Origin of the sequence: Pseudomonas sp. CC120222-01a (genome assembly GCF_003097235.1) — a bacterium.
Classification (GTDB): Bacteria; Pseudomonadota; Gammaproteobacteria; order Pseudomonadales; family Pseudomonadaceae; genus Aquipseudomonas.
The window spans coordinates 40802-59851 of the sequence record NZ_QEQQ01000015.1 but is presented as its reverse complement, the minus strand read 5'-3'; the positions used below and the strand labels follow the sequence as shown (position 1 = coordinate 59851).

General features: G+C 62.9%; 15 protein-coding genes and 7 tRNA genes. 17 read left to right on the top strand and 5 right to left on the bottom strand.

The annotated features are described in order from the left end of the window. The first annotated feature begins 37 nt into the window (after nucleotides 1–37). The 4 genes from N430_RS18945 (at nucleotide 38) to N430_RS18930 (ending at nucleotide 2766) form a co-directional block, all read left to right on the top strand. A complete protein-coding gene (locus tag N430_RS18945) occupies nucleotides 38–1006 on the top strand; it encodes a GTP 3',8-cyclase MoaA (protein WP_110638338.1) in 969 nt (322 codons plus the stop codon). Nucleotides 1007–1072: 66 nt separating this feature from the next. Next, on the top strand, nucleotides 1073–1678 hold the full coding sequence (locus N430_RS18940) for a DUF4823 domain-containing protein (RefSeq protein WP_110638339.1): 606 nt from the start codon (nucleotides 1073–1075) through the stop codon (nucleotides 1676–1678). Between the two features lie 10 nt (nucleotides 1679–1688). Continuing rightward, nucleotides 1689–2249, top strand: a complete 561-nt coding sequence (locus N430_RS18935) for a DUF1285 domain-containing protein (RefSeq protein WP_110638340.1) — start codon at nucleotides 1689–1691, stop codon at nucleotides 2247–2249. A gap of 100 nt (nucleotides 2250–2349) precedes the next feature. Beyond that, nucleotides 2350–2766, top strand: coding sequence for a cupin domain-containing protein (locus tag N430_RS18930; protein WP_110638341.1), 417 nt, complete (start codon nucleotides 2350–2352; stop codon nucleotides 2764–2766). A 123-nt stretch (nucleotides 2767–2889) separates the two neighbouring features. On the opposite strand, the gene N430_RS18925 is transcribed toward N430_RS18930, so the two are convergent. Both N430_RS18925 and N430_RS18920 read right to left on the bottom strand, forming a co-directional pair. Beyond that, nucleotides 2890–2965: transfer RNA gene (locus N430_RS18925), tRNA-Asn, on the bottom strand. A gap of 62 nt (nucleotides 2966–3027) precedes the next feature. Then, complete coding sequence (locus tag N430_RS18920; protein ID WP_110638342.1) at nucleotides 3028–4224, bottom strand: amino acid aminotransferase; 1197 nt, start codon at nucleotides 4222–4224, stop codon at nucleotides 3028–3030. A 287-nt stretch (nucleotides 4225–4511) separates the two neighbouring features. Between N430_RS18920 and uvrB the strand changes: the two genes are divergently transcribed. Further along, entirely contained in the window at nucleotides 4512–6527 is a 2016-nt protein-coding gene (uvrB, locus tag N430_RS18915; RefSeq protein ID WP_110638343.1) for an excinuclease ABC subunit UvrB, read from the top strand. A gap of 132 nt (nucleotides 6528–6659) precedes the next feature. Here the strand turns inward: uvrB and N430_RS18910 are convergent, their stop codons facing one another. Continuing rightward, nucleotides 6660–8150, bottom strand: coding sequence for an MDR family MFS transporter (locus tag N430_RS18910; RefSeq protein ID WP_178083399.1), 1491 nt, complete (start codon nucleotides 8148–8150; stop codon nucleotides 6660–6662). Nucleotides 8151–8199: 49 nt separating this feature from the next. After that, the gene (locus tag N430_RS18905) at nucleotides 8200–9255 is read right to left on the bottom strand and encodes an HlyD family secretion protein (protein WP_110638345.1); all 1056 of its coding nucleotides are present in this window, start codon (nucleotides 9253–9255) and stop codon (nucleotides 8200–8202) included. A gap of 142 nt (nucleotides 9256–9397) precedes the next feature. On the opposite strand from N430_RS18905, the gene gltX reads away from it, so the two are divergent. The 12 genes from gltX (at nucleotide 9398) to N430_RS18840 (ending at nucleotide 15689) form a co-directional block, all read left to right on the top strand. Beyond that, nucleotides 9398–10879 (top strand): glutamate--tRNA ligase, encoded by a 1482-nt coding sequence (gene gltX, locus N430_RS18900; protein WP_110638346.1) that lies wholly within the window; start codon nucleotides 9398–9400, stop codon nucleotides 10877–10879. Between the two features lie 347 nt (nucleotides 10880–11226). Next, nucleotides 11227–11302, top strand: a tRNA-Ala gene (locus N430_RS18895). A 72-nt stretch (nucleotides 11303–11374) separates the two neighbouring features. Continuing rightward, a tRNA-Glu gene (locus N430_RS18890) sits at nucleotides 11375–11450 on the top strand. A gap of 53 nt (nucleotides 11451–11503) precedes the next feature. Further along, nucleotides 11504–11579: transfer RNA gene (locus N430_RS18885), tRNA-Ala, on the top strand. A gap of 43 nt (nucleotides 11580–11622) precedes the next feature. Beyond that, a tRNA-Glu gene (locus tag N430_RS18880) sits at nucleotides 11623–11698 on the top strand. Between the two features lie 62 nt (nucleotides 11699–11760). Next, a tRNA-Ala gene (locus N430_RS18875) sits at nucleotides 11761–11836 on the top strand. Between the two features lie 42 nt (nucleotides 11837–11878). After that, nucleotides 11879–11954: transfer RNA gene (locus tag N430_RS18870), tRNA-Glu, on the top strand. A 173-nt stretch (nucleotides 11955–12127) separates the two neighbouring features. Next, the gene (locus N430_RS18865; RefSeq protein WP_110638347.1) at nucleotides 12128–12667 is read left to right on the top strand and encodes a TetR/AcrR family transcriptional regulator; all 540 of its coding nucleotides are present in this window, start codon (nucleotides 12128–12130) and stop codon (nucleotides 12665–12667) included. Between the two features lie 24 nt (nucleotides 12668–12691). Continuing rightward, complete coding sequence (locus tag N430_RS18860; RefSeq protein WP_110638348.1) at nucleotides 12692–13519, top strand: alpha/beta hydrolase; 828 nt, start codon at nucleotides 12692–12694, stop codon at nucleotides 13517–13519. A 43-nt stretch (nucleotides 13520–13562) separates the two neighbouring features. After that, nucleotides 13563–13997, top strand: coding sequence for a thioesterase family protein (locus tag N430_RS18855; protein WP_110638349.1), 435 nt, complete (start codon nucleotides 13563–13565; stop codon nucleotides 13995–13997). Nucleotides 13998–14048: 51 nt separating this feature from the next. After that, complete coding sequence (locus tag N430_RS18850; RefSeq protein WP_110638350.1) at nucleotides 14049–15020, top strand: tRNA-dihydrouridine synthase; 972 nt, start codon at nucleotides 14049–14051, stop codon at nucleotides 15018–15020. 225 nt (nucleotides 15021–15245) lie between these two features. Beyond that, nucleotides 15246–15689: an Hsp20 family protein gene (locus N430_RS18840; RefSeq protein WP_012313453.1), complete on the top strand. Its 444-nt coding sequence runs from the start codon at nucleotides 15246–15248 to the stop codon at nucleotides 15687–15689. A gap of 49 nt (nucleotides 15690–15738) precedes the next feature. Here the strand turns inward: N430_RS18840 and N430_RS18835 are convergent, their stop codons facing one another. After that, nucleotides 15739–19035 carry a PAS domain S-box protein gene (locus N430_RS18835; RefSeq protein WP_110638352.1) on the bottom strand — a complete coding sequence of 1099 codons (3297 nt, stop codon included), beginning with the start codon at nucleotides 19033–19035 and terminating at the stop codon, nucleotides 15739–15741. Nucleotides 19036–19050 lie beyond the last annotated feature (15 nt).

The following is a 19050-nucleotide window of genomic DNA, read 5'->3' as shown; positions in this document are numbered from 1 at the left end:
TTTTGCCAGCCCCGATTCATCCATGCCGGAGTCATCCATGATCGTCGATCGTCAAGGCAGGCGTTTTCGCAACCTGCGCGTCAGCCTGACGGCTGCCTGTAACTACGCCTGCAGCTACTGCGTGCCGGACGGCAAGCGTCTGGTCGCGGCCCAGGATGAGTTGTCGGCAGAAACCTTGGCGCGGGGTGTGGCCTACCTCATCGAAGCTGCCGGTATCGAGCGTTTGCGCATCACCGGTGGCGAGCCGCTGGTCAGCCCTCGATTGGATGCCTTTCTGGCGGCGGTGGCCAAGCTCGACCTTGAAGACATCACGCTGACCACCAACGGGCAGCTGCTCGCCCGCAAGCTGCCGCAGCTGCAGGCGGCTGGCATTCGCCGCTTGAACGTGTCTCTCGATACCCTCGATCCTCAGGCATTCCGCCGCATCGCCCGTGGCGGTGATCTGGCCAGTGTGTTGACAGGCATGGACCAGGCCAGCGCCATGGGGATGCGGATCAAGGTCAACATGGTGCCGATGCGTGGGCAGAACCTCGATCAGGTGTTGCCGATGCTCGACTACTGCATGGCGCGTGGTTTCGAGCTGCGTTTCATCGAGCTGATGCGCATGGGCCACCTGGCCCGGGACAACAATGCGTTCCTGCAGCAGTTTGTCGGGCTCGATACATTGCTCGATGTAATTGGTGGCAGGTATGGCTACCAGCAGGTTGACGCACCGCTGGATGCCACGGCGCTGCGCTACCAGATCCCGGGTCACGGCCATTTCGGCGTCATCGCCAATGAAAGCGTGCCGTTCTGCCGAACCTGCTCGCGCCTGCGTCTGTCCTCTACCGGCTGGCTGCACGGCTGCCTGTCTTCCGGCAATCGCCACTTTGTCGGCGACCTGCTGGAAAAACCCCGTCATCAGGCGCTGCCTGGTTTGCAGCGCCTGCTGGTAAAAGCCTTGGCAGACAAGCAGGAACTGGCGTTTTCCGGGGGCGTGACAGTGATGAAGGTGATTGGCGGCTGAAGCTGGCGCAAAAGCTGCATCCGCCGGCTATTCGCCGGTTTTTCGTCACCGGCCACTGGAGGAAAGATGCGTAGCCTGGTCTTGCTGCTGACGCTGATGGCGTTGGGCGGTTGCATGAATGTCAGCGATATGGGCGAGGGCGTCCGTTACCACATGAGCGATGCCGGCTTGCTGGACCACAGCGATACCCGTCGTACCTTGTCGATTCGCCTGCAGCCGGATTCGTTCATCTTCATCGGCCAGGGCGCGTTCATGCCGCCAGGCAAAGGCCCGCTGCCGAAGCAGAATGCCGTGGCCGATGAGGCATTCAAGAGTTTCGTCGAGTACTTCCCGTTGGTGCGTCGCGCCCAAGGACCGCTGGGCCTTGAAGAAGCGATTGCCCAGGCCCGCTCGGTGGGCGCCGACTATGTGCTGTATACCCGCTTCGCCCGCACGGATGACCGCATCGGGAACGGCGACGAATGGTATGACGAGCAGGCCGTCGACCGCCTGGGTTGGGACACCGGTGTGGTGCAGATGATGCTGATCGAGACCAACACCCGCTACCTGATCGATACCGCACGGATCAAGAGCCGCGGCGGTTTGTTGACGTTCCACGACAATTCGCCCCAGGATTTGCTTGGCGCACCGATGCGCGAGTACGCTCGTAGCCTTCTGGGCATGAGCGAGTGAGGGCAGGGTGATGACGGATGCCGGCAAGGCCAACGATCTATTGGCGCAGATTCCCAAGCACAAGGGGCTGCCGCCGGTGCATCTGTGGAACCCGGATTTCTGCGGCGATATCGACATGCGTATTGCCCGCGATGGTACCTGGTACTACCTTGGTACGCCCATTGGGCGCAAACCGATGGTTCGCCTGTTCTCCACCATCATTCGCCGCGATGGCGATGACTATTTCCTGATTACCCCGGTGGAGAAAGTCGGCATCCGCGTCGATGATGCGCCATTCGTGGCCGTAACGCTTGAGGTGCTGGGCAGTGGTGAGGCACAGGTGCTGCGCTTTACCAGCAACGTCGAGGACCAGGCCGAAGCGGGGCCGCAGAACCCGTTGCGGGTCGAGATCGATCCGGATACCCAGGAGCCGGCGCCTTATGTGCTGATGCGTAGCAATCTCGAGGCGTTGATTCATCGCAACGTGTTCTACCAATTGGTCGACTTGGCAGTGCCGCGGGTGATCGATGGCGAGGAATGGCTCGGGGTGTGGAGCCATGGCGTGTTTTATCCGATCGGGCGCAATTGCTGAGAGCGTTCCGGCTGGCCTCCTGCTTTTTCTCCTGATTGGCCTTTTGCGCCCTGCGCCGCCGGGCCTAACCTGCAGGCAATCGCCAATCAGGAGAACGCCCGTGAAATCTGCCAACTTTTCGTTTGCCTTCCTTATTGCCGCTGGATTGCTGGGTGGCCAGGCCACTGCCTGGGCCCACGGCGGCGCCGCTGATCAGGTAAAAGTCCTGCAGCAACAACAGCCCTCGAATGCCCCAGGCAAGAGCGCCGTCATGCTCACGGTCAGCTATGCCCCCGGGCAAGCTTCGGCTGCCCACCAGCATCCGGGGGCGGTAATGGCCTATGTGCTGGAAGGGGCGGTGGTATCGAAGCTCAACGACGGGCAGGAAAAGACCTATAAGGCCGGTGAATACTGGTACGAAGCGCCCGGCACCGTGCACAGCGTATCGCGCAATGCCAGCAAAACCCGGCCTGCCAAATTGCTGGTGTGGAGCCTGGTGGATGAAGAAAAGCCGGTAACTGAGCCGCTCGGAAAGTGATGTGTGGACCTTGAGGTGCCTGGCTGTAGATCTTCAGCGCCTGTCAAATCGAGCGCTGCAACGCTTTCGCCAGGCAACGAAAAAGCCCCCGATGCTTGCGCATTCGGGGGCTTTCTCAGTATTTGGCTCCGCGACCTGGACTCGAACCAGGGACCCAATGATTAACAGTCATTTGCTCTACCGACTGAGCTATCGCGGAATCTGCGCGTATCTTACCGATTGCCCGGGGGAAGTCAAGCCTCCCCCTGACAAATCAATCAGTTACAGCACTTCAACGATGGCCTTGGTGACCACGTGGATGTTGCTCTGGTTCAGTGCGGCGACGGCGATGCGGCCGGTGTCCAGGGCGTAGATGCCGAAGTCGTTCTTCAGGCGGGCAACCTGCTCAACGGTCAGGCCCGAGTACGAGAACATGCCCACCTGGCGGCCGACGAAGCTGAAGTCGCGGTTGGCGCCGTATTCGGCCAGCAGCGATACCATCTGCTTGCGCATGCCGTGGATGCGCTCGCGCATCTCGCCAAGCTCCGCTTCCCACATCTGGCGCAGTTCGGCGCTGTTGAGCACGGTAGCGACGATGGTCGCGCCGTGGGTCGGCGGGTTGGAGTAGGTGGTGCGGATCACACGCTTGACCTGCGACAGCACGCGGGTGCTTTCGTCTTTCGAGGCGGTGACGATCGACAGTGCGCCGACGCGCTCGCCGTACAGCGAGAACGACTTGGAGAACGAGCTGGAAACGAAGAACTCCATGCCCGACTCGGCGAACAGGCGCACGGCGAAGGCGTCTTCGCCGATGCCGTCACCGAAGCCCTGGTAGGCCATGTCGAGGAATGGCACGTGGCCCTTGGCCTTGACCACTTCCAGGACGTTTTTCCAGTCGTCCAGGGTCAGGTCGACGCCGGTCGGGTTGTGGCAGCAGGCGTGCAGCACCACGATCGAGCCGGACGGCAGGGCGTTGAGGTCTTCGAGCATGCCGGTACGGTTGACGTCGTTGCTCGGTGCGTCGTAGTAACGGTAGTTCTGCACCGGGAAACCAGCGCTTTCGAACAGCGCACGGTGGTTTTCCCAGCTCGGGTCGCTGATGGCAACCACGGCATTCGGCGAAATGCGCTTGAGGAAGTCGGCACCGATCTTCAGAGCGCCAGTGCCGCCAACGGCCTGCACGGTGACCACACGGCCAGCGGCCAGCAGTGGCGATTCGGCACCGAACAGCAGTTTCTGCACGGCCTGGTCGTAGGTGGCGATACCATCGATCGGCAGGTAGCCGCGCGAGGCGTGCTGGGCGGCACGCTGGGTCTCGGCTTCGATCACGGCGCGCAGCAGCGGAATGCGGCCTTCCTCATTGCAGTAGACGCCTACGCCCAGGTTGACCTTGTCGGTACGTGGGTCGGCGTTGAATGCTTCGTTGAGGCCCAGGATAGGGTCGCGGGGTGCCAGCTCGACAGCGGAAAACAGGCTCATTGTTACTTCGGCTCTGATTGGAGAGTGATAGGGCGTACACGCTCCAGCCGAATGCACTGAAGCGGTGCACAAACGGGGAGTCAGTATAGTGATACCGACCGGTCACTGCGACAGCTTGGCGCAGCTTTTCCGGTTATTTGCGCAAATATTTTTCGACCATTGGTCGATTTGCCGGGTCCACCGTAATGCGTGCTCACAGCTTGGCCTTGATTGCGGTCCCTGGCGGGCGCATTTGGGTATAGACTACTGGCTAAATTTACAGTTGCTGCGTTACCGCGAGGTCCGTCATGTCCGAGTTCCAGCTCGTCACCCGTTTCCAGCCGGCCGGCGACCAGCCCGAGGCCATTCGCCAGATGGTCGAGGGCATCGACGCGGGCCTGTCGCACCAGACCCTGCTCGGGGTGACCGGTTCGGGCAAGACCTTCAGCATCGCCAACGTCATCCAGCAGGTGCAGCGGCCAACCCTGGTACTGGCGCCGAACAAGACCCTGGCGGCGCAGCTGTATGGCGAGTTCAAGGCGTTCTTCCCGAACAACGCGGTGGAGTATTTCGTTTCCTATTACGACTACTACCAGCCAGAGGCCTACGTGCCGTCGTCTGACACCTTCATCGAGAAGGATGCCTCGATCAACGACCACATCGAACAGATGCGCCTGTCGGCGACCAAGGCGCTGCTGGAACGGCGCGATGCGATCATCGTCACCACCGTATCGTGCATCTACGGTCTGGGCAGCCCCGAGACCTATCTGAAGATGGTCCTGCACGTCGACCGCGGCGACAAGCTCGACCAGCGCGCGCTGCTGCGCCGGCTGGCCGACCTGCAGTACACCCGCAACGAGATGGACTTTGCCCGTGCCACCTTCCGTGTGCGTGGCGACGTGATCGACATCTTCCCGGCCGAATCCGACCTCGAAGCTATCCGCATCGAGCTATTCGACGACGAGGTCGAGAATATCGCCGCCTTCGACCCGCTGACCGGCGAGGTCTTCCGCAAGCTGCCACGCTTCACGTTCTACCCCAAGAGCCACTACGTGACCCCGCGGGAAACCCTGCTGGAGGCGGTGGAGGGCATCAAGGAAGAGCTGAAGGAGCGGCTCGAATACCTGCACAAGGCCAACAAGCTGGTCGAGGCCCAGCGCCTGGAGCAGCGCACACGCTTCGATCTGGAGATGATCCTCGAGCTGGGTTACTGCAACGGTATCGAGAACTACTCGCGCTACCTCTCCGGGCGCCCGGCCGGTGCGCCGCCGCCCACGCTCTATGACTACCTGCCGGCCGATGCGCTGCTGGTAATCGACGAGTCCCACGTCAGCGTTCCGCAGGTCGGCGCCATGTACAAGGGTGACCGCTCGCGTAAGGAGACCCTGGTCGAATACGGCTTCCGCCTGCCGTCGGCGCTGGACAACCGGCCGATGCGCTTCGACGAGTGGGAGGATGTCAGCCCGCAGACCATCTTCGTCTCCGCCACCCCAGGCCCCTACGAAGCCGAGCACGCAGGCCGCGTGGTCGAGCAGGTGGTGCGCCCGACCGGCCTGGTCGACCCACAGGTTGAAGTGCGCCCGGCGCTGACCCAGGTCGACGACCTGCTGTCGGAGATACGCAAGCGCGTCGCTCAGGGCGATCGTGTACTGGCCACCACGCTGACCAAGCGCATGGCCGAAGACCTTACCGACTACCTGGCTGACCACGACGTGCGGGTACGCTACCTGCACTCGGACATTGATACGGTTGAGCGCGTCGAGATCATCCGCGACCTGCGCCTGGGCACCTTCGATGTGCTGGTGGGTATCAACCTGCTGCGCGAGGGCCTGGACATGCCCGAGGTGTCGCTGGTGGCGATTCTCGATGCCGACAAGGAAGGCTTCCTGCGCTCCGAGCGCTCGCTGATTCAGACCATCGGCCGCGCCGCGCGGAACCTCAATGGCCGGGCGATCCTGTATGCCGACAACATCACTGGTTCCATGCAGCGTGCCATCGACGAGACCGAGCGGCGCCGCGAGAAGCAGATCGCCTTCAACCAGGCCAACGGCATTGTGCCCAAGGGTGTGGTCAAGGACATTACCGACATCATGGAAGGCGCCACCGTGCCCGGCGCGCGCAGCAAGAAGCGCAAGGGCATGGCCAAGGCGGCAGAGGAGAGCGCCCGTTACGAGGCCGAGCTGCGTACGCCGGGCGAGATCACCAAGCGCATCAAGCAGCTGGAAGAGAAGATGATGCAGTTTGCCCGGGACCTGGAGTTCGAGGCTGCTGCGCAGCTGCGTGACGAGATTACCCAGCTGCGCGAGCGGCTGATCACCAGCTGATTACTTGACTGCCTGTTCCGGCCTCTTCGCGGGCAAGCCCGCTCCCACAGGATTCGCGCAGTATTTGAGAGCTGCGCAGTACCTGTGGGAGCGGGCTTGCCCGCGAAGAGGCCAGTAAAAACAACGCAAAACTCAGTGAGCTTCCCCGGCCTTCAGCCCTTCCGGCAGCTTCCGGGTCAACAGCACCGCCACCATGCTCACCGCCAGCCCGATCCCGACAAAGTGGAACGCATCGTTGTAGGCCATGATCAGCGCCTGCTGGTGGGCAATCTCGCTCAACTTGCCCAATGCCGCATTGTCATTGCCCAGTCGCTCCGCCAGCTGTGCCAAGCGTTCGGCGACCTGTGGGTTGCTCGGCACCACCGATTCCCTCAGGTAATCGAAATACACCTTGGTCCGCGCATCCAGCAAGGTCGCCAGCAAGGCAATGCCAATCGCACCGCCCAGGTTACGCAGGATGTTGAACAGACTTGAAGCCGACCCGGCATCCTGAGGTTGGATATAGGCAGTAGCAATCAGCGAAATGGTCACCATGATCATCGGCTGGCCGAGGGCTCGGATGATCTGGATGTGATTGAACTGCGGCCCGGCAAAGTCCGGGTTCAGCACCCCCGAACCGAAGCTGGCGGCACCGAACAGGCAGAAGCCGAGGGCGCACAACAGCTTGGGCGGTATCACCTTCATCAGCTGTGGCACCAGCGGAATCAGGAACAGCTGCGGAATGCCCATCCACATGATCACCTCGCCGATCTGCAGGGCGTTGTAGCCCTGGATTTGTGCCAGGTACAGCGGCAGCAAGTAGATCGACCCATAAAGCCCCACGCCCATGCCCAGGCTGGCAATGCTCGACAGGCCGAAATTGCGGTTGCCGAGGATGCGCAGGTTGATCAAGGGGTGCGGCTTGGAAAGCTGCAGGATGACGAAGGTGATCAGGCTGATCAGGGCAACAGTCGCCAGCCCGACGATCAGGTTGGACTCCAGCCAGTCCTTGCGGTGGCCCTCCTCAAGGAAGACCTGCAGGCAGCCCAAGCCGACGCCGAGGGTGACGATGCCGGCATAGTCGGTGCTTTTCAGCAGCTCCCAGTGGGCTTCCTTCTTCTCCAGCCCGTAGAGCAGGCCGGCGATCATCACCAGCCCGGGCGGGATGTTGATGTAGAAAATGTATTCCCAGCCCCAGTTCTCGGTCAGCCAGCCGCCAAGGGTCGGGCCGATCGAGGGGGCGAAAGTGGCGGTCATGGCGAACATGGCCATGCCTTTGGCACGGTGGTGCTCGGGCAACTTGATCAGGGTCAGGGTGAACGCCAGCGGGATCAGTGCACCGCCGGTGAAGCCCTGCAGTGCACGAAACAGGATCATGCTCTCGAGGTTCCAGGCCATCGAGCACAGCAGCGAGGACAGCAGGAAGCCGCCAGACACCCACACCGCCAGGCGCCGCGCCGACAGCAGCTGCACCAGCCAGGCGGTCAGCGGAATCATGATGATCTCCGCCACCAGGTACGAGGTGGAAATCCACGAGCCTTCCTCCAGGGTCGCCGACAGCGCGCCCTGGATGTCCTTGAGCGAAGAGTTGGTGATCTGGATGTCCAGCACCGCCATGAAGGCACCGAGCATCACGCTCATCACCGCGATCCAGTCGCGCCGGCTTGGCTCCCCAGTCGGGCGGAGCAGTTGATCACCGGCCATCGTGGCCTTCGTCTTCGCGGCGCAGGTCGACGGTGGCGGTGACCGACATGCCCGGGCGAATGCGCCCATGCAGCGGGTTGTCGGCGGCGAAGGTCAGTTTCACCGGAATACGCTGCACCACCTTGGTGAAGTTGCCGGTGGCATTGTCCGGCGGCAGCAGGCTGAACTGCGCGCCGGAAGCGGCGAACAGGCTCTCCACGCGGCCTTCGATCGGCGTGTCGGGGTAGCTGTCGAACAGCAGCTCGGCGCGCTGGCCGGGCTGCATCTTGCCGATCTGGGTTTCCTTGAAGTTGGCCTGCACCCAGATGTTTTCATCCGGCACGATCGACAACAGGTAGGCGCCGGCCTGAACCACCTGGCCATTGCGGGCATTGCGCTGGCCAATGGTGCCGCTGAGCGGTGCGCGGATCTCGCAGCGGGTCAGGTTCAGTTCGGCCTGGGCCAGGTCGGCACGGGCATTGGCGATCTGCGCGTCGAGACGCTTGAGGTCGGCATTCAGGGCATTGATCTGCTGGCGCTGGCTTTGCAAGTCGGCGCGGGCCTTGTCGACCTGAGAGCCGGCCACGTGGCTGTCGGCCGACAGGGTGGTCACCCGTTCCTCGGAGACGAAACCAGGCTTGCGCAGCTTTTCCGCACGGCTCAGGTCCAGGCGCGAGCGGTCGTAGGTGGCCTGGTTGGCCGCCATCTGGGCCTGGCTGGAGGCGATCAGGCTGCCTTGCTGGGTCAGGCGGCTCTGGGCCTGGGCATATTCGGCCTCGCGGGTGGCCAGGGCGGCGCGGGCGCGCTCCACGGCCAGCTCGAAGTCGGCGGCCTCCAGGCGCACCAGCACGTCACCCTTGTTGACGTGCTGGTTGTCGTCGACCCGAACCTCGTCGATGCGTGCGCCGAGCTGGCTGGATATGCGGGTGATTTCGCCCTGCACGTAGGCGTTGTCGGTGCTCTCAAAGAAGCGGCCTTTGAAATACCACTCGGCCAGGAAGGCGAGGGCAATGATGGCCACCAGGGTGAAGAAGATCGCCAGGCGGCGTTTGAGTTGGGCAGGCATGAGGACTATCGTTCCAGAAATGTAATTAAATTTAACAGCGGCAGATGGCCAGCCGACAAGTGTCGTTCGCGCCATTGCTGGAGCCCGGTGCCCGCTCCCTGCTAACATCCCGCCTTTGTTTCATCTTTCGTTCGAGACTCTCATGACCACCGTTCGCACGCGTATCGCGCCATCGCCCACTGGCGACCCCCATGTCGGCACCGCCTACATCGCCCTGTTCAACTACTGCTTTGCCAAGCAGCACGGCGGTGAGTTCATCCTGCGTATCGAAGACACCGACCAGCTGCGCTCCACGCGCGAGTCGGAACAGCAGATCTTCGACGCCTTGCGCTGGCTCGGCATCGAATGGAACGAAGGCCCGGATGTTGGTGGCCCGCACGGCCCGTACCGGCAGAGCGAGCGTGGCGAGATCTACGCCAAATACGCCAAGGAGCTGGTCGATGCCGGCCACGCCTTCTACTGCTTCTGCACCGCCGAAGAGCTGGAGCAGATGCGCGCCGAGCAGATGGCCCGTGGTGAAACCCCGCGCTACGACGGCCGCGCCCTGCTGCTGAGCGCCGAAGAAGTGCAGCGCCGCCTGGCCGCTGGCGAGCCGCACGTGATCCGCATGAAGGTGCCGAGCGAAGGCATCTGCGTGGTGCCGGACATGCTCCGTGGCGACGTCGAAATCCCATGGGACCGCATGGACATGCAGGTGCTGATGAAGAACGACGGCCTGCCGACTTACTTCCTGGCCAACGTGGTCGATGACCACCTGATGGGCATCACCCACGTCCTGCGCGGCGAAGAGTGGCTGCCGTCGGCACCGAAGCTGATCAAGCTGTACGAGTACTTCGGTTGGGAACAGCCGAAGCTGTGCTACATGCCGCTGCTGCGTAACCCGGACAAATCCAAGCTGTCCAAGCGCAAGAACCCGACGTCGGTGACCTTCTACGAGCGCATGGGCTTCATGCCCGAGGCCATGCTCAACTACCTGGGCCGCATGGGCTGGTCGATGCCGGACGAGCGCGAGAAGTTCTCCCTGGCCGAGATGGTCGAGCACTTCGACCTGTCGCGCATTTCCCTGGGTGGCCCGATCTTCGACATCGAGAAGCTGTCCTGGCTTAACGGCCAATGGCTGCGTGAGCTGCCGGTGGAAGAATTCGCTGCGCGCCTACAGAAGTGGGCGTTCAACAGCGACTACATGATGAAGATCGCCCCGCATGTACAAGGCCGGGTCGAGACCTTCAGCCAGGTCGCCCCGCTGGGTGGTTTCTTCTTCGAAGGCGCGCTCAAGCTCGATGCCAAGCTGTTCGAAAGCAAGAAGCTGTCCGCCGACCAGGTGCGCCAGGTGATGCAGCTGATCCTGTGGAAACTGGAAAGCCTGCGTCAGTGGGAGAAAGAGCGCATCACCGGCTGCATCCAGGCCGTGGTCGAAGCGCTGGAACTGAAGCTGCGTGATGCGATGCCGCTGATGTTCGCCGCCATTACCGGCCAGGCCAGCTCGGTGTCGGTGCTCGACGCCATGGAAATCCTCGGCCCTGACCTGACCCGCTACCGCCTGCGCCAGGCCCTGGACCTGCTCGGTGGTGTGTCGAAGAAAGAAAACAAGGAATGGGAAAAGCTGCTGGCCAACATCGCCTGATAGCCTTCTGAGGGCCGCAGCCAAACCCTGTGGGAGCGGCCTTGTGTCGCGAAAGGACCGCAACGCGGTCCCACGATTTCAGCTTCAACGCAAATATCGCCGGGGCCGCGTTGCGGTCCTTTCGCGACACAAGGCCGCTCCCACAAGTTGATCCCAGGGCCCTTGATGCTCAGGTTTTGGCGGGGCAGGGCGGTAAGTGATTGTTATCTGTGAAAAAAATTTTGAATATTTTCAAAATTTAGTTTGACAGCCCTGCAATCCGATCTTAATATGCGCCCCGTCCACAGCGATGAACGAAAACGAAACGCCAGGCACCCAGCCAGCGCTTCTGTTCAGAGCGACATTGTGGGGCTATAGCTCAGCTGGGAGAGCGCCTGCATGGCATGCAGGAGGTCAGCGGTTCGATCCCGCTTAGCTCCACCAAATTCCGCTTGGCAGCCAAGGCTGTCGAGCAAGACCGGGTCCAGCAACCGGGTCTTGAAGGTAAGAAGGTTCGTCCCCTTCGTCTAGTGGCCTAGGACACCGCCCTTTCACGGCGGTAACAGGGGTTCGAGTCCCCTAGGGGACGCCAGTTTTGCACAAGCGATGTTTCACGATGTCGCTGGGCCGAGAGGCTAGAAATCCGGGGCTATAGCTCAGCTGGGAGAGCGCCTGCATGGCATGCAGGAGGTCAGCGGTTCGATCCCGCTTAGCTCCACCAATTTTTGCCTCGGTTCGCGAAAGCGGATCGGCACGAAGGTTACGTCCCCTTCGTCTAGTGGCCTAGGACACCGCCCTTTCACGGCGGTAACAGGGGTTCGAGTCCCCTAGGGGACGCCACTTTTACCCGCGTTTTGCGGGACTTAAAAGGCTCGTTCGCATATTGAATGGGTCTTTGTTTCGGGGCTATAGCTCAGCTGGGAGAGCGCCTGCATGGCATGCAGGAGGTCAGCGGTTCGATCCCGCTTAGCTCCACCAATTCTGCCAGGGTTCGATTTATCGGACCTTCGCGAAGGTTACGTCCCCTTCGTCTAGTGGCCTAGGACACCGCCCTTTCACGGCGGTAACAGGGGTTCGAGTCCCCTAGGGGACGCCATTTTTACCCGCGTTTTGCGGGACTTTAAAGGCTCATTCGCTTATTGAATGGGCCTTTTGTTTTTCTCCCTTCCCAAAAATCCCGGCGCCGACAAGTGGTGGAAAATTCTGCTTGCCAAAAAATATGATGAGAATAATATTTCGATCATCATATTTCTCACGGTGAGCCGCCGAATGAGCGACAAGAAGAGCAAGACCCGCGAACGCATTCTCGAAGCGGCCCGCAGCGCATTGATCCAGCATGGCCCGGCCGAGCCGAGCGTCAGCCAGGTGATGGGCGCGGCAGGCCTGACCGTTGGTGGTTTCTATGCGCACTTCGAGAGCAAGGACGAGCTCATGCTCGAGGCCTTCCGCCAGTTGTTGAGCGAGCGCCGTGCCTTGCTTGCCCAGGTCGACCCGAACCTGGATGGGGAAGGGCGTCGGGCCCTGGTGAGTGCTTTCTACCTGTCGCGCAAGCACCGTGACGCCGAAGTGCATGCCTGCCCGCTGCCCAACTCGCTCGGCGAGATGCAGCGCCTGCCCGAAGCCTTCCGTGAGGTGCTGGCCGAGCATATCGAGCTGATGACGGCGGCCATGGTCGACCGCCCGGAAGACGCCGACAAGGCTTTGGCTGACCTTGCGCTGATGATTGGTGGCCTGGCCCTGGCGCGGGCCTTGGGCCCGGGTGAGTTGTCCGATCGCATCCTGCGTGCCGCCAAGTCGGCAGTTCTCTGATACCCCTGATCCTGGAGCAAGGCGATGACTACCCTGAGCTGGATTCGTGGCGTAAATGGCACCCTGGGCCGGCTGGCCCCCGAACACATTGCCGGCAAGATGCGCCGTGCCTTCATGACCCCGCGTAACCTGCCGCCCCGGCAGTGGGAGCTGCCGTTGCTGGCCAGTGCCGAGCGCATCACCTTGCGCTTCGGCCTGTCGGCCTTGCGTTGGGGCAAGGGGCCGACGGTGTTGCTGATGCATGGCTGGGAAGGGCGCCCAACCCAGTTCGCGGCGCTGATCGAAACCCTGGTGCAGGCGGGGCACACGGTGGTGTCGCTGGAAGGCCCGGCCCATGGCCGCTCGCCTGGTCAGCAAGCCCATGTGGTGCTGTTTGCCCGGGCGCTGCTGGAAGCGGCCGCCGAGCTGCCGCCGCTGCGTGCCGTGATCGGTCATTCCATGGGCGGCGCCAGTGTGTTGTTGGCGCTGCAGATGGGTTTGCGTGCCGAGGCTGCGGTGAGCATTGCTGCGCCAGCGCAGCTGCTCGGTGTGCTGCGGGGATTTGCCCATCATCTGGGTTTGCCGGCGCGAGCCAGGGCGGCGTTCATTCGCCAGGTCGAGCAGGATGTCGGCATGCAGATCGCTCGTCTCGATGTCAGTGGCTACCAGCTGGAGCTGCCGGGGCTAGTGGTGCATGCCGCTGATGACGCGCTGGTGCCTGCCGGTGAAGCGCAGGTCATCCACAAAGCTTGGTTCGACAGCCGGCTGATGCTGCTGGAGGAGGGCGGGCACCAGCGCGTGCTGGCTGACCCGCGCCTGGGCGAGGCGGTATTGGAACTGCTGGCCCGTGAACCATCGCGGCAGAGCGCTTGAACATCCGTTACACTCGGCCCGTTCACTGATAGTGGGAGCGGGCATGAGCTGGGACCTGGAAACGCCATTCATCATCGACCTGCGCGTCGGCAGCGAGGACATCGACGGCCTCGGCCACGCCAACAACGCGGTCTACGTCACCTGGCTGGAGCGCTGCGCCTGGCGCCACTCCCAGCGCCTGGGGCTGGACCTGGCCGAATACCGGCGCCTGGACCGGGCCATGGCGGTGGTGCGTCACGAAATCGACTACCTCGCCGCAGGCTACGAGGATGATGAGTTGCAACTGGCCACCTGGATCATCGACTGGGACCAGCGCCTGCGCATGACCCGGCGCTTCCAGCTCAAGCGCCCACGCGATGGCGTGACCTTGCTGCGTGCGCAGACCACCTTCGCCTGCATCGAACTGTCCAGCGGCAAGCCCAAGCGCATGCCGGCGGAGTTTCTCGACGGTTACGGCCCGGCGCTGATCGGCAGCTGAGGCGGCGGCATTTTTTGCTAGACTGCCGCCTTTTTCCGCCGAGACCCAGACATGCAAATTGCCCTGGCCCCCATGGAGGGGCTGGTCGACAACATCCTGCGCGACGTCCTGACCCGAGTGGGCGGCATCGATTGGTGCGTCACCGAGTTCATCCGCGTGTGCGACCGCCTGCTGCCAGCGTCCTCGTTCGACAAGCTCGCCCCTGAGCTGCGCCAGGGTGCGCGCACCGCCGCTGGTGTGCCGATGCGCGTGCAGTTGCTGGGCTCGGACCCGGTATGCCTGGCGGAAAACGCCGCGCTGGCCTGTGAGCTGGGTGCGCCGGTCATCGACCTGAACTTCGGCTGCCCGGCCAAGACCGTGAACAAGTCGCGTGGCGGCGCGGTGCTGCTCAAGGAGCCGGAGCTGTTGCATGCCATCGTTCGTGAAGTGCGTCGTGCGGTGCCGGCGCATATCCCGGTCACGTCCAAGATGCGCCTGGGCTTCGACAGCCCGGATGGGGCGCTGGACTGCGCCACAGCCTTGGCCGAGGGCGGCTCGGCGCACCTGGTGGTGCATGCGCGGACCAAGGTTGAAGGCTACAAGCCGCCTGCCCACTGGGAGTGGGTGGCCCGGGTGCAGGATGTGGTCAAGGTGCCGGTATTCGCCAATGGTGAGATCTGGACCGTCGACGACTGGCGGCGTTGCCGTGAGGTCAGCGGTGCCGAAGACATCATGCTGGGGCGCGGGCTGGTGTCGCGGCCGGACCTGGCCTTGCAGATCGCTGCCGCGCGCGACGGGCAGGAATACCAGCCGATGAGCTGGGATGACTTGCTGCCGCTGCTGCGCGAGTTCTGGCGCCAGGCTCAGGCCAAGCTGTCGCCGCGCTATGCGCCGGGGCGGATGAAGCAGTGGCTGGCGATGCTGACCCGCAGTTATCCCGAGGCGGTGGTGCTGTTTGCCGAGTTGCGGCGTGAGGATGATTGTGCGCGCATCAGCCGGTTGCTTGGGGTTGATGCGATCTCCTTCGAGGCTTGTGTTGCCTGATCTGGCCTATTCGCGGGCGCGCCCGCTCCCACAGGGATAGCGCAGGACTTGAGGGCGGTGCCGTACCTGTGGGAGCGGGCATGCCCGCGAAAAACCTGACACTGATTCCAGATTTTTTCAGCGGTCCCCTTGAAAGCTTTCCCGCTGGCCATATCTCTTGAGTACGCGATGCCGAAGTCGGGTCGCGTAGTGACTTTACTTGCTGAATCTCAGGAGTTCATGACCATGACTACCGCTTTCTCTCTCGCTCCACTGTTCCGCCATTCCGTTGGCTTCGACCGTTTCAACGACCTGTTCGAGTCCGCGGCACGCAATGAGGCGGGTAGCAGCTATCCTCCCTACAACGTGGAAAAACATGGCGATGACCACTATCGCATCGTGGTTGCCGCAGCCGGTTTCCAGGAGCAGGACCTCGACCTGCAAGTCGAAAAGGGCGTCCTGACCGTCATCGGTGGCAAGCGCGAAAACGGCGCCGCTGAAGTGACCTACCTGCATCAGGGTATTGCCCAGCGCGCCTTCAAGCTGTCGTTCCGCCTGGCTGACCATATCGAGGTCAAGTCGGCGGGCCTGGCCAACGGCCTGCTCAGCATCGACCTGCTGCGCATCGTGCCGGAAGAGGCCAAGGCCAAACGCATCCCGATCAATGGCGACAAGCCAGCTCTGAACTGAGTTAGGCGGCATGAAAGAAAGGGCACCTTCGGGTGCCCTTTTTGCGTTTTCAGTAATCCGCCGGTGCTTCCAGCAGCATCTGCCTGAATTCCGGCAGCGGCAGTGGCCGGCTGTGCAGGTAGCCCTGGTACAGGTGGCAGCCCAGGCGTTCGAGAAACGCCAGTTGCTCGGTCAGTTCCACCCCCTCGGCAATCACCGCCAGGTCCAGGCTGCGGGCCATGGCCACGATGGCGCGGACAATCTCGGCATCGTTGGGGTCTTCCGGCGCGTCGCGGACGAACGTCTGGTCGATCTTCAGCGCATCCACCGGCAAGCGCTTGAGGTAGGTCAACGAGGAATAGCCCGTGCCGAAGTCATCCATGGCAAAGCTCACGCCGTAGCGCTTGAGTTCACGCATCTTGCTGATGGTGTCTTCCAGGTTCTGGATGACGATGCCTTCGGTGATCTCCAGTTTCAGCATTTGCCGTGGCAAGCGGTAGTCGTCCAGGCTGCGCAGCACCCGCTGGACGAAATCGTTCTGGCGGAACTGCCGCGGGCTGATGTTCACGCACAGGCTGAAGTCATTGGCGTCGATCAGGCCGTCTTCGAGCATGTGGGCGCAAGCGTCGCAGGCTTCGTCGAGGATCCAGCTGCCAACTTCGAGAATCAGGCCGCTTTCTTCCAGTACTTGAATGAACTGCGCGGGGGGTTGCTGGCCCAGTTGTGGATGGTGCCAGCGCAGCAGCACTTCGGCACCGACGATGCGGTTGTCGCGGGCATCGACCTGAGGCTGGAAATGCAAGGCCAGCTCGCCGCGAGCCAGGGCCAGGCGCAGGTCGCTTTCCATGCGCAGGCGCTCGCTGGCGGCCTTCTGCATGGTGGTGTGGAACAGTTCGGTGGTATTGCGCCCGGAGTCCTTGGCCCGGTACAGGGCGATGTCGGCGCGCTTGAGCAGGTCGGCCGGCGTGGTGCCGTGGTCGGGGATCAGTGCCACGCCGATGCTCGGTGTCACCTGCAGGCGCTGGCCGTCCAGCGACATCGGTTCGGCCAGCAGTTCGCGCAGGGTGTCGGCCAGTTCGCGGACCTTGCCTTCCACGGCCTCGCGGCTGCCTTCCAGGCCGCTGAGCAGCACCACGAATTCATCGCCACCCAGGCGCGCCACGGTATCTTCCAGGCGTACGCTGGCCTCCAGGCGTGCGGTGATGATCTTCAGCACGGTGTCGCCCACCGGGTGCCCGAGCGAGTCGTTGATATGCTTGAAATGGTCGAGGTCGAGGAACAGCAGCGCGCCGCGCAGGTTGTGGCGGCGCAGCAGGGCGATCTGCTGGCTCAGGCGGTCCATCAGCAGGGCGCGGTTGGGCAGGTTGGTCAGCGGGTCGTGGTAGGCGAGGTGACGGATCTGCGCCTGGGCGTTCTTCAGCTGGCTGACATCGCGGGCAGTCAGCAACAGGCAGTCGGCCTCGTTGAGGCTGATCGGCTCCACCGACACCTCCACGGTAAGAATGTCGCCGCGCTTGTTGCGCCCGAGCATCTCCCGATGGTGCACCCGGCCGCGCTCCTTGAGCTCGCCGAGCAGGGCGCTGCGCTGCTTGTCGTCGGCCCAGATACCGATTTCGTAGACGCTGCGGCCTATCACTTCGTCGGCGCTGTAGCCGGTCAGCCGGCAGAAGCCGTCGTTGACCTCCAGGTAACGGCCACTGCGGCGTTCGGTGATGGTGATGGCGTCGGGGCTGGAGTGGAAGGCCTTGGCAAACTTTTCTTCGCTGGCTTTGAGTGCCGCCTCGGCGCGTTGCTGCTGGGTGATGTCGCGCAGGGTGGTGACGCTGCAGGGCTGGTCATCGACGCTGATCAGGCGGCTGGCGATGACACAGGTCAGCGGCGCGCCATTGCGGTGGTTGACCACCACCGCCACATTGCTCAGCGCCTGTTCGCGGATCACCCGTTCAATGCGTTGGGCACGTTCGATCGACTCGGCCCACAGGCCGATCTCTTCGGCGGTGCGGCCGATCACCTGTTCGGCGCTCCAGCCGAAGGTCTGGGTGAAGGCCGGGTTGATCTCGATGAACTGGCCGGTGTCCTGGCGGGTCACGCAGATCGGGTCGGGGCTGACCTGGAACAGGCTGGCGAATTTTTCTTCCGAGGCGCTCAGGCGCTGTTCGCGTTCCACCTGCTCGGTGATATCGAGCAAGGTGCCGGCCATGCGCAACGGGTTGCCCTGGTCGTCGCGGTACAGGCGGGCACGGCTTTCGATGTAGCGCGAGGTGCCGTTTTCCAGCTGCACGCGGTAGGTGATCTGGTAATTGCCGGCCGGGCCTTCGCGCAGGCTGCGGTAGGCCTGGCGCATGCTGGAGCGTTCGTGTTCCGGCACGCCTTCGAAGAACGAATCGAACGATTCATGGAACGGTACCGGGTCCAGCCCGTGCAGTTGCGCCGCGCGGGCCGAGCCATAGAGCATGCCGCTGGGGATGTGCCAGTCCCAGGTGCCCAGTTGCGCTGAGTCCAACGCCAGGTCGAGGCGTTCCTGGCTGTCCTTGAGCGCCTGTTCGGCACGTTTGCGCTCGGTGGTGTCGACGAAGGTGCTGATCAGGTAGGTCACGCCCTCCATCTCGATGCTCTGGGTGCACAGGATGCCGTCGTGGAGCTTGCCGGTGCTGGCGCGGAACTGCACTTCCATGATCGCCGGGCCGTGATTGGCGCGGGTGGCCTCGATGACCTGGTGGCGTTGTTCAGGGTTGACCCACAGGCCCAGTTCGATGCTGGTCTTGCCAATCACCTGGCCACCAGGCCAGCCGAACATGTCCTCGAAGTGCTGGTTGACCTCGATGATCATGCCATCCTGGCGACGGCTCAGCAGAATGGCGTTGGGGCTCAGGTGAAACAGCGTGGCGAAGCGCTTTTCCGAGTTGATCAGCGCGGTTTCCCGTTCGCGCTGGCGGGTGATTTCGCGGATCACTCCGATCATCTGCCGCCGGCCATGGCGGTCATGGGTCAGGCTGCCGTTGATTTCCAGCCAGTGCAGGGTGCCATCCGGCCAGCGGATGCGATGGCGCATGGCCTGTTCCACCGGCTCGCCATTGACTACCGCGTGGAACAGTTGGCGGGTGCGGGCACGGTCTTCTTCCGGCAGCAGGTCGAGGTAGTCGATGTCGTTGGGCAGCGGGCGTTGCGGGTCGAAGCCGAACAGCGCCTGGGTGCCCCGTGACCAGCTGATCCGGCCGGTGTCGATATCCCACAGCCAGGCCCCCAGGCGTGCGCCATTGAGCGCCGCCAGCAACTGCGGGGCATTCTGCCAGGCCTGTTCCGATTCCTGTGGGTCGGCCGCAGGGATACGCGGCAGGCGCGGAAAGCGATTTGCTGATTTGGGCATTGGTACCAGACCTTT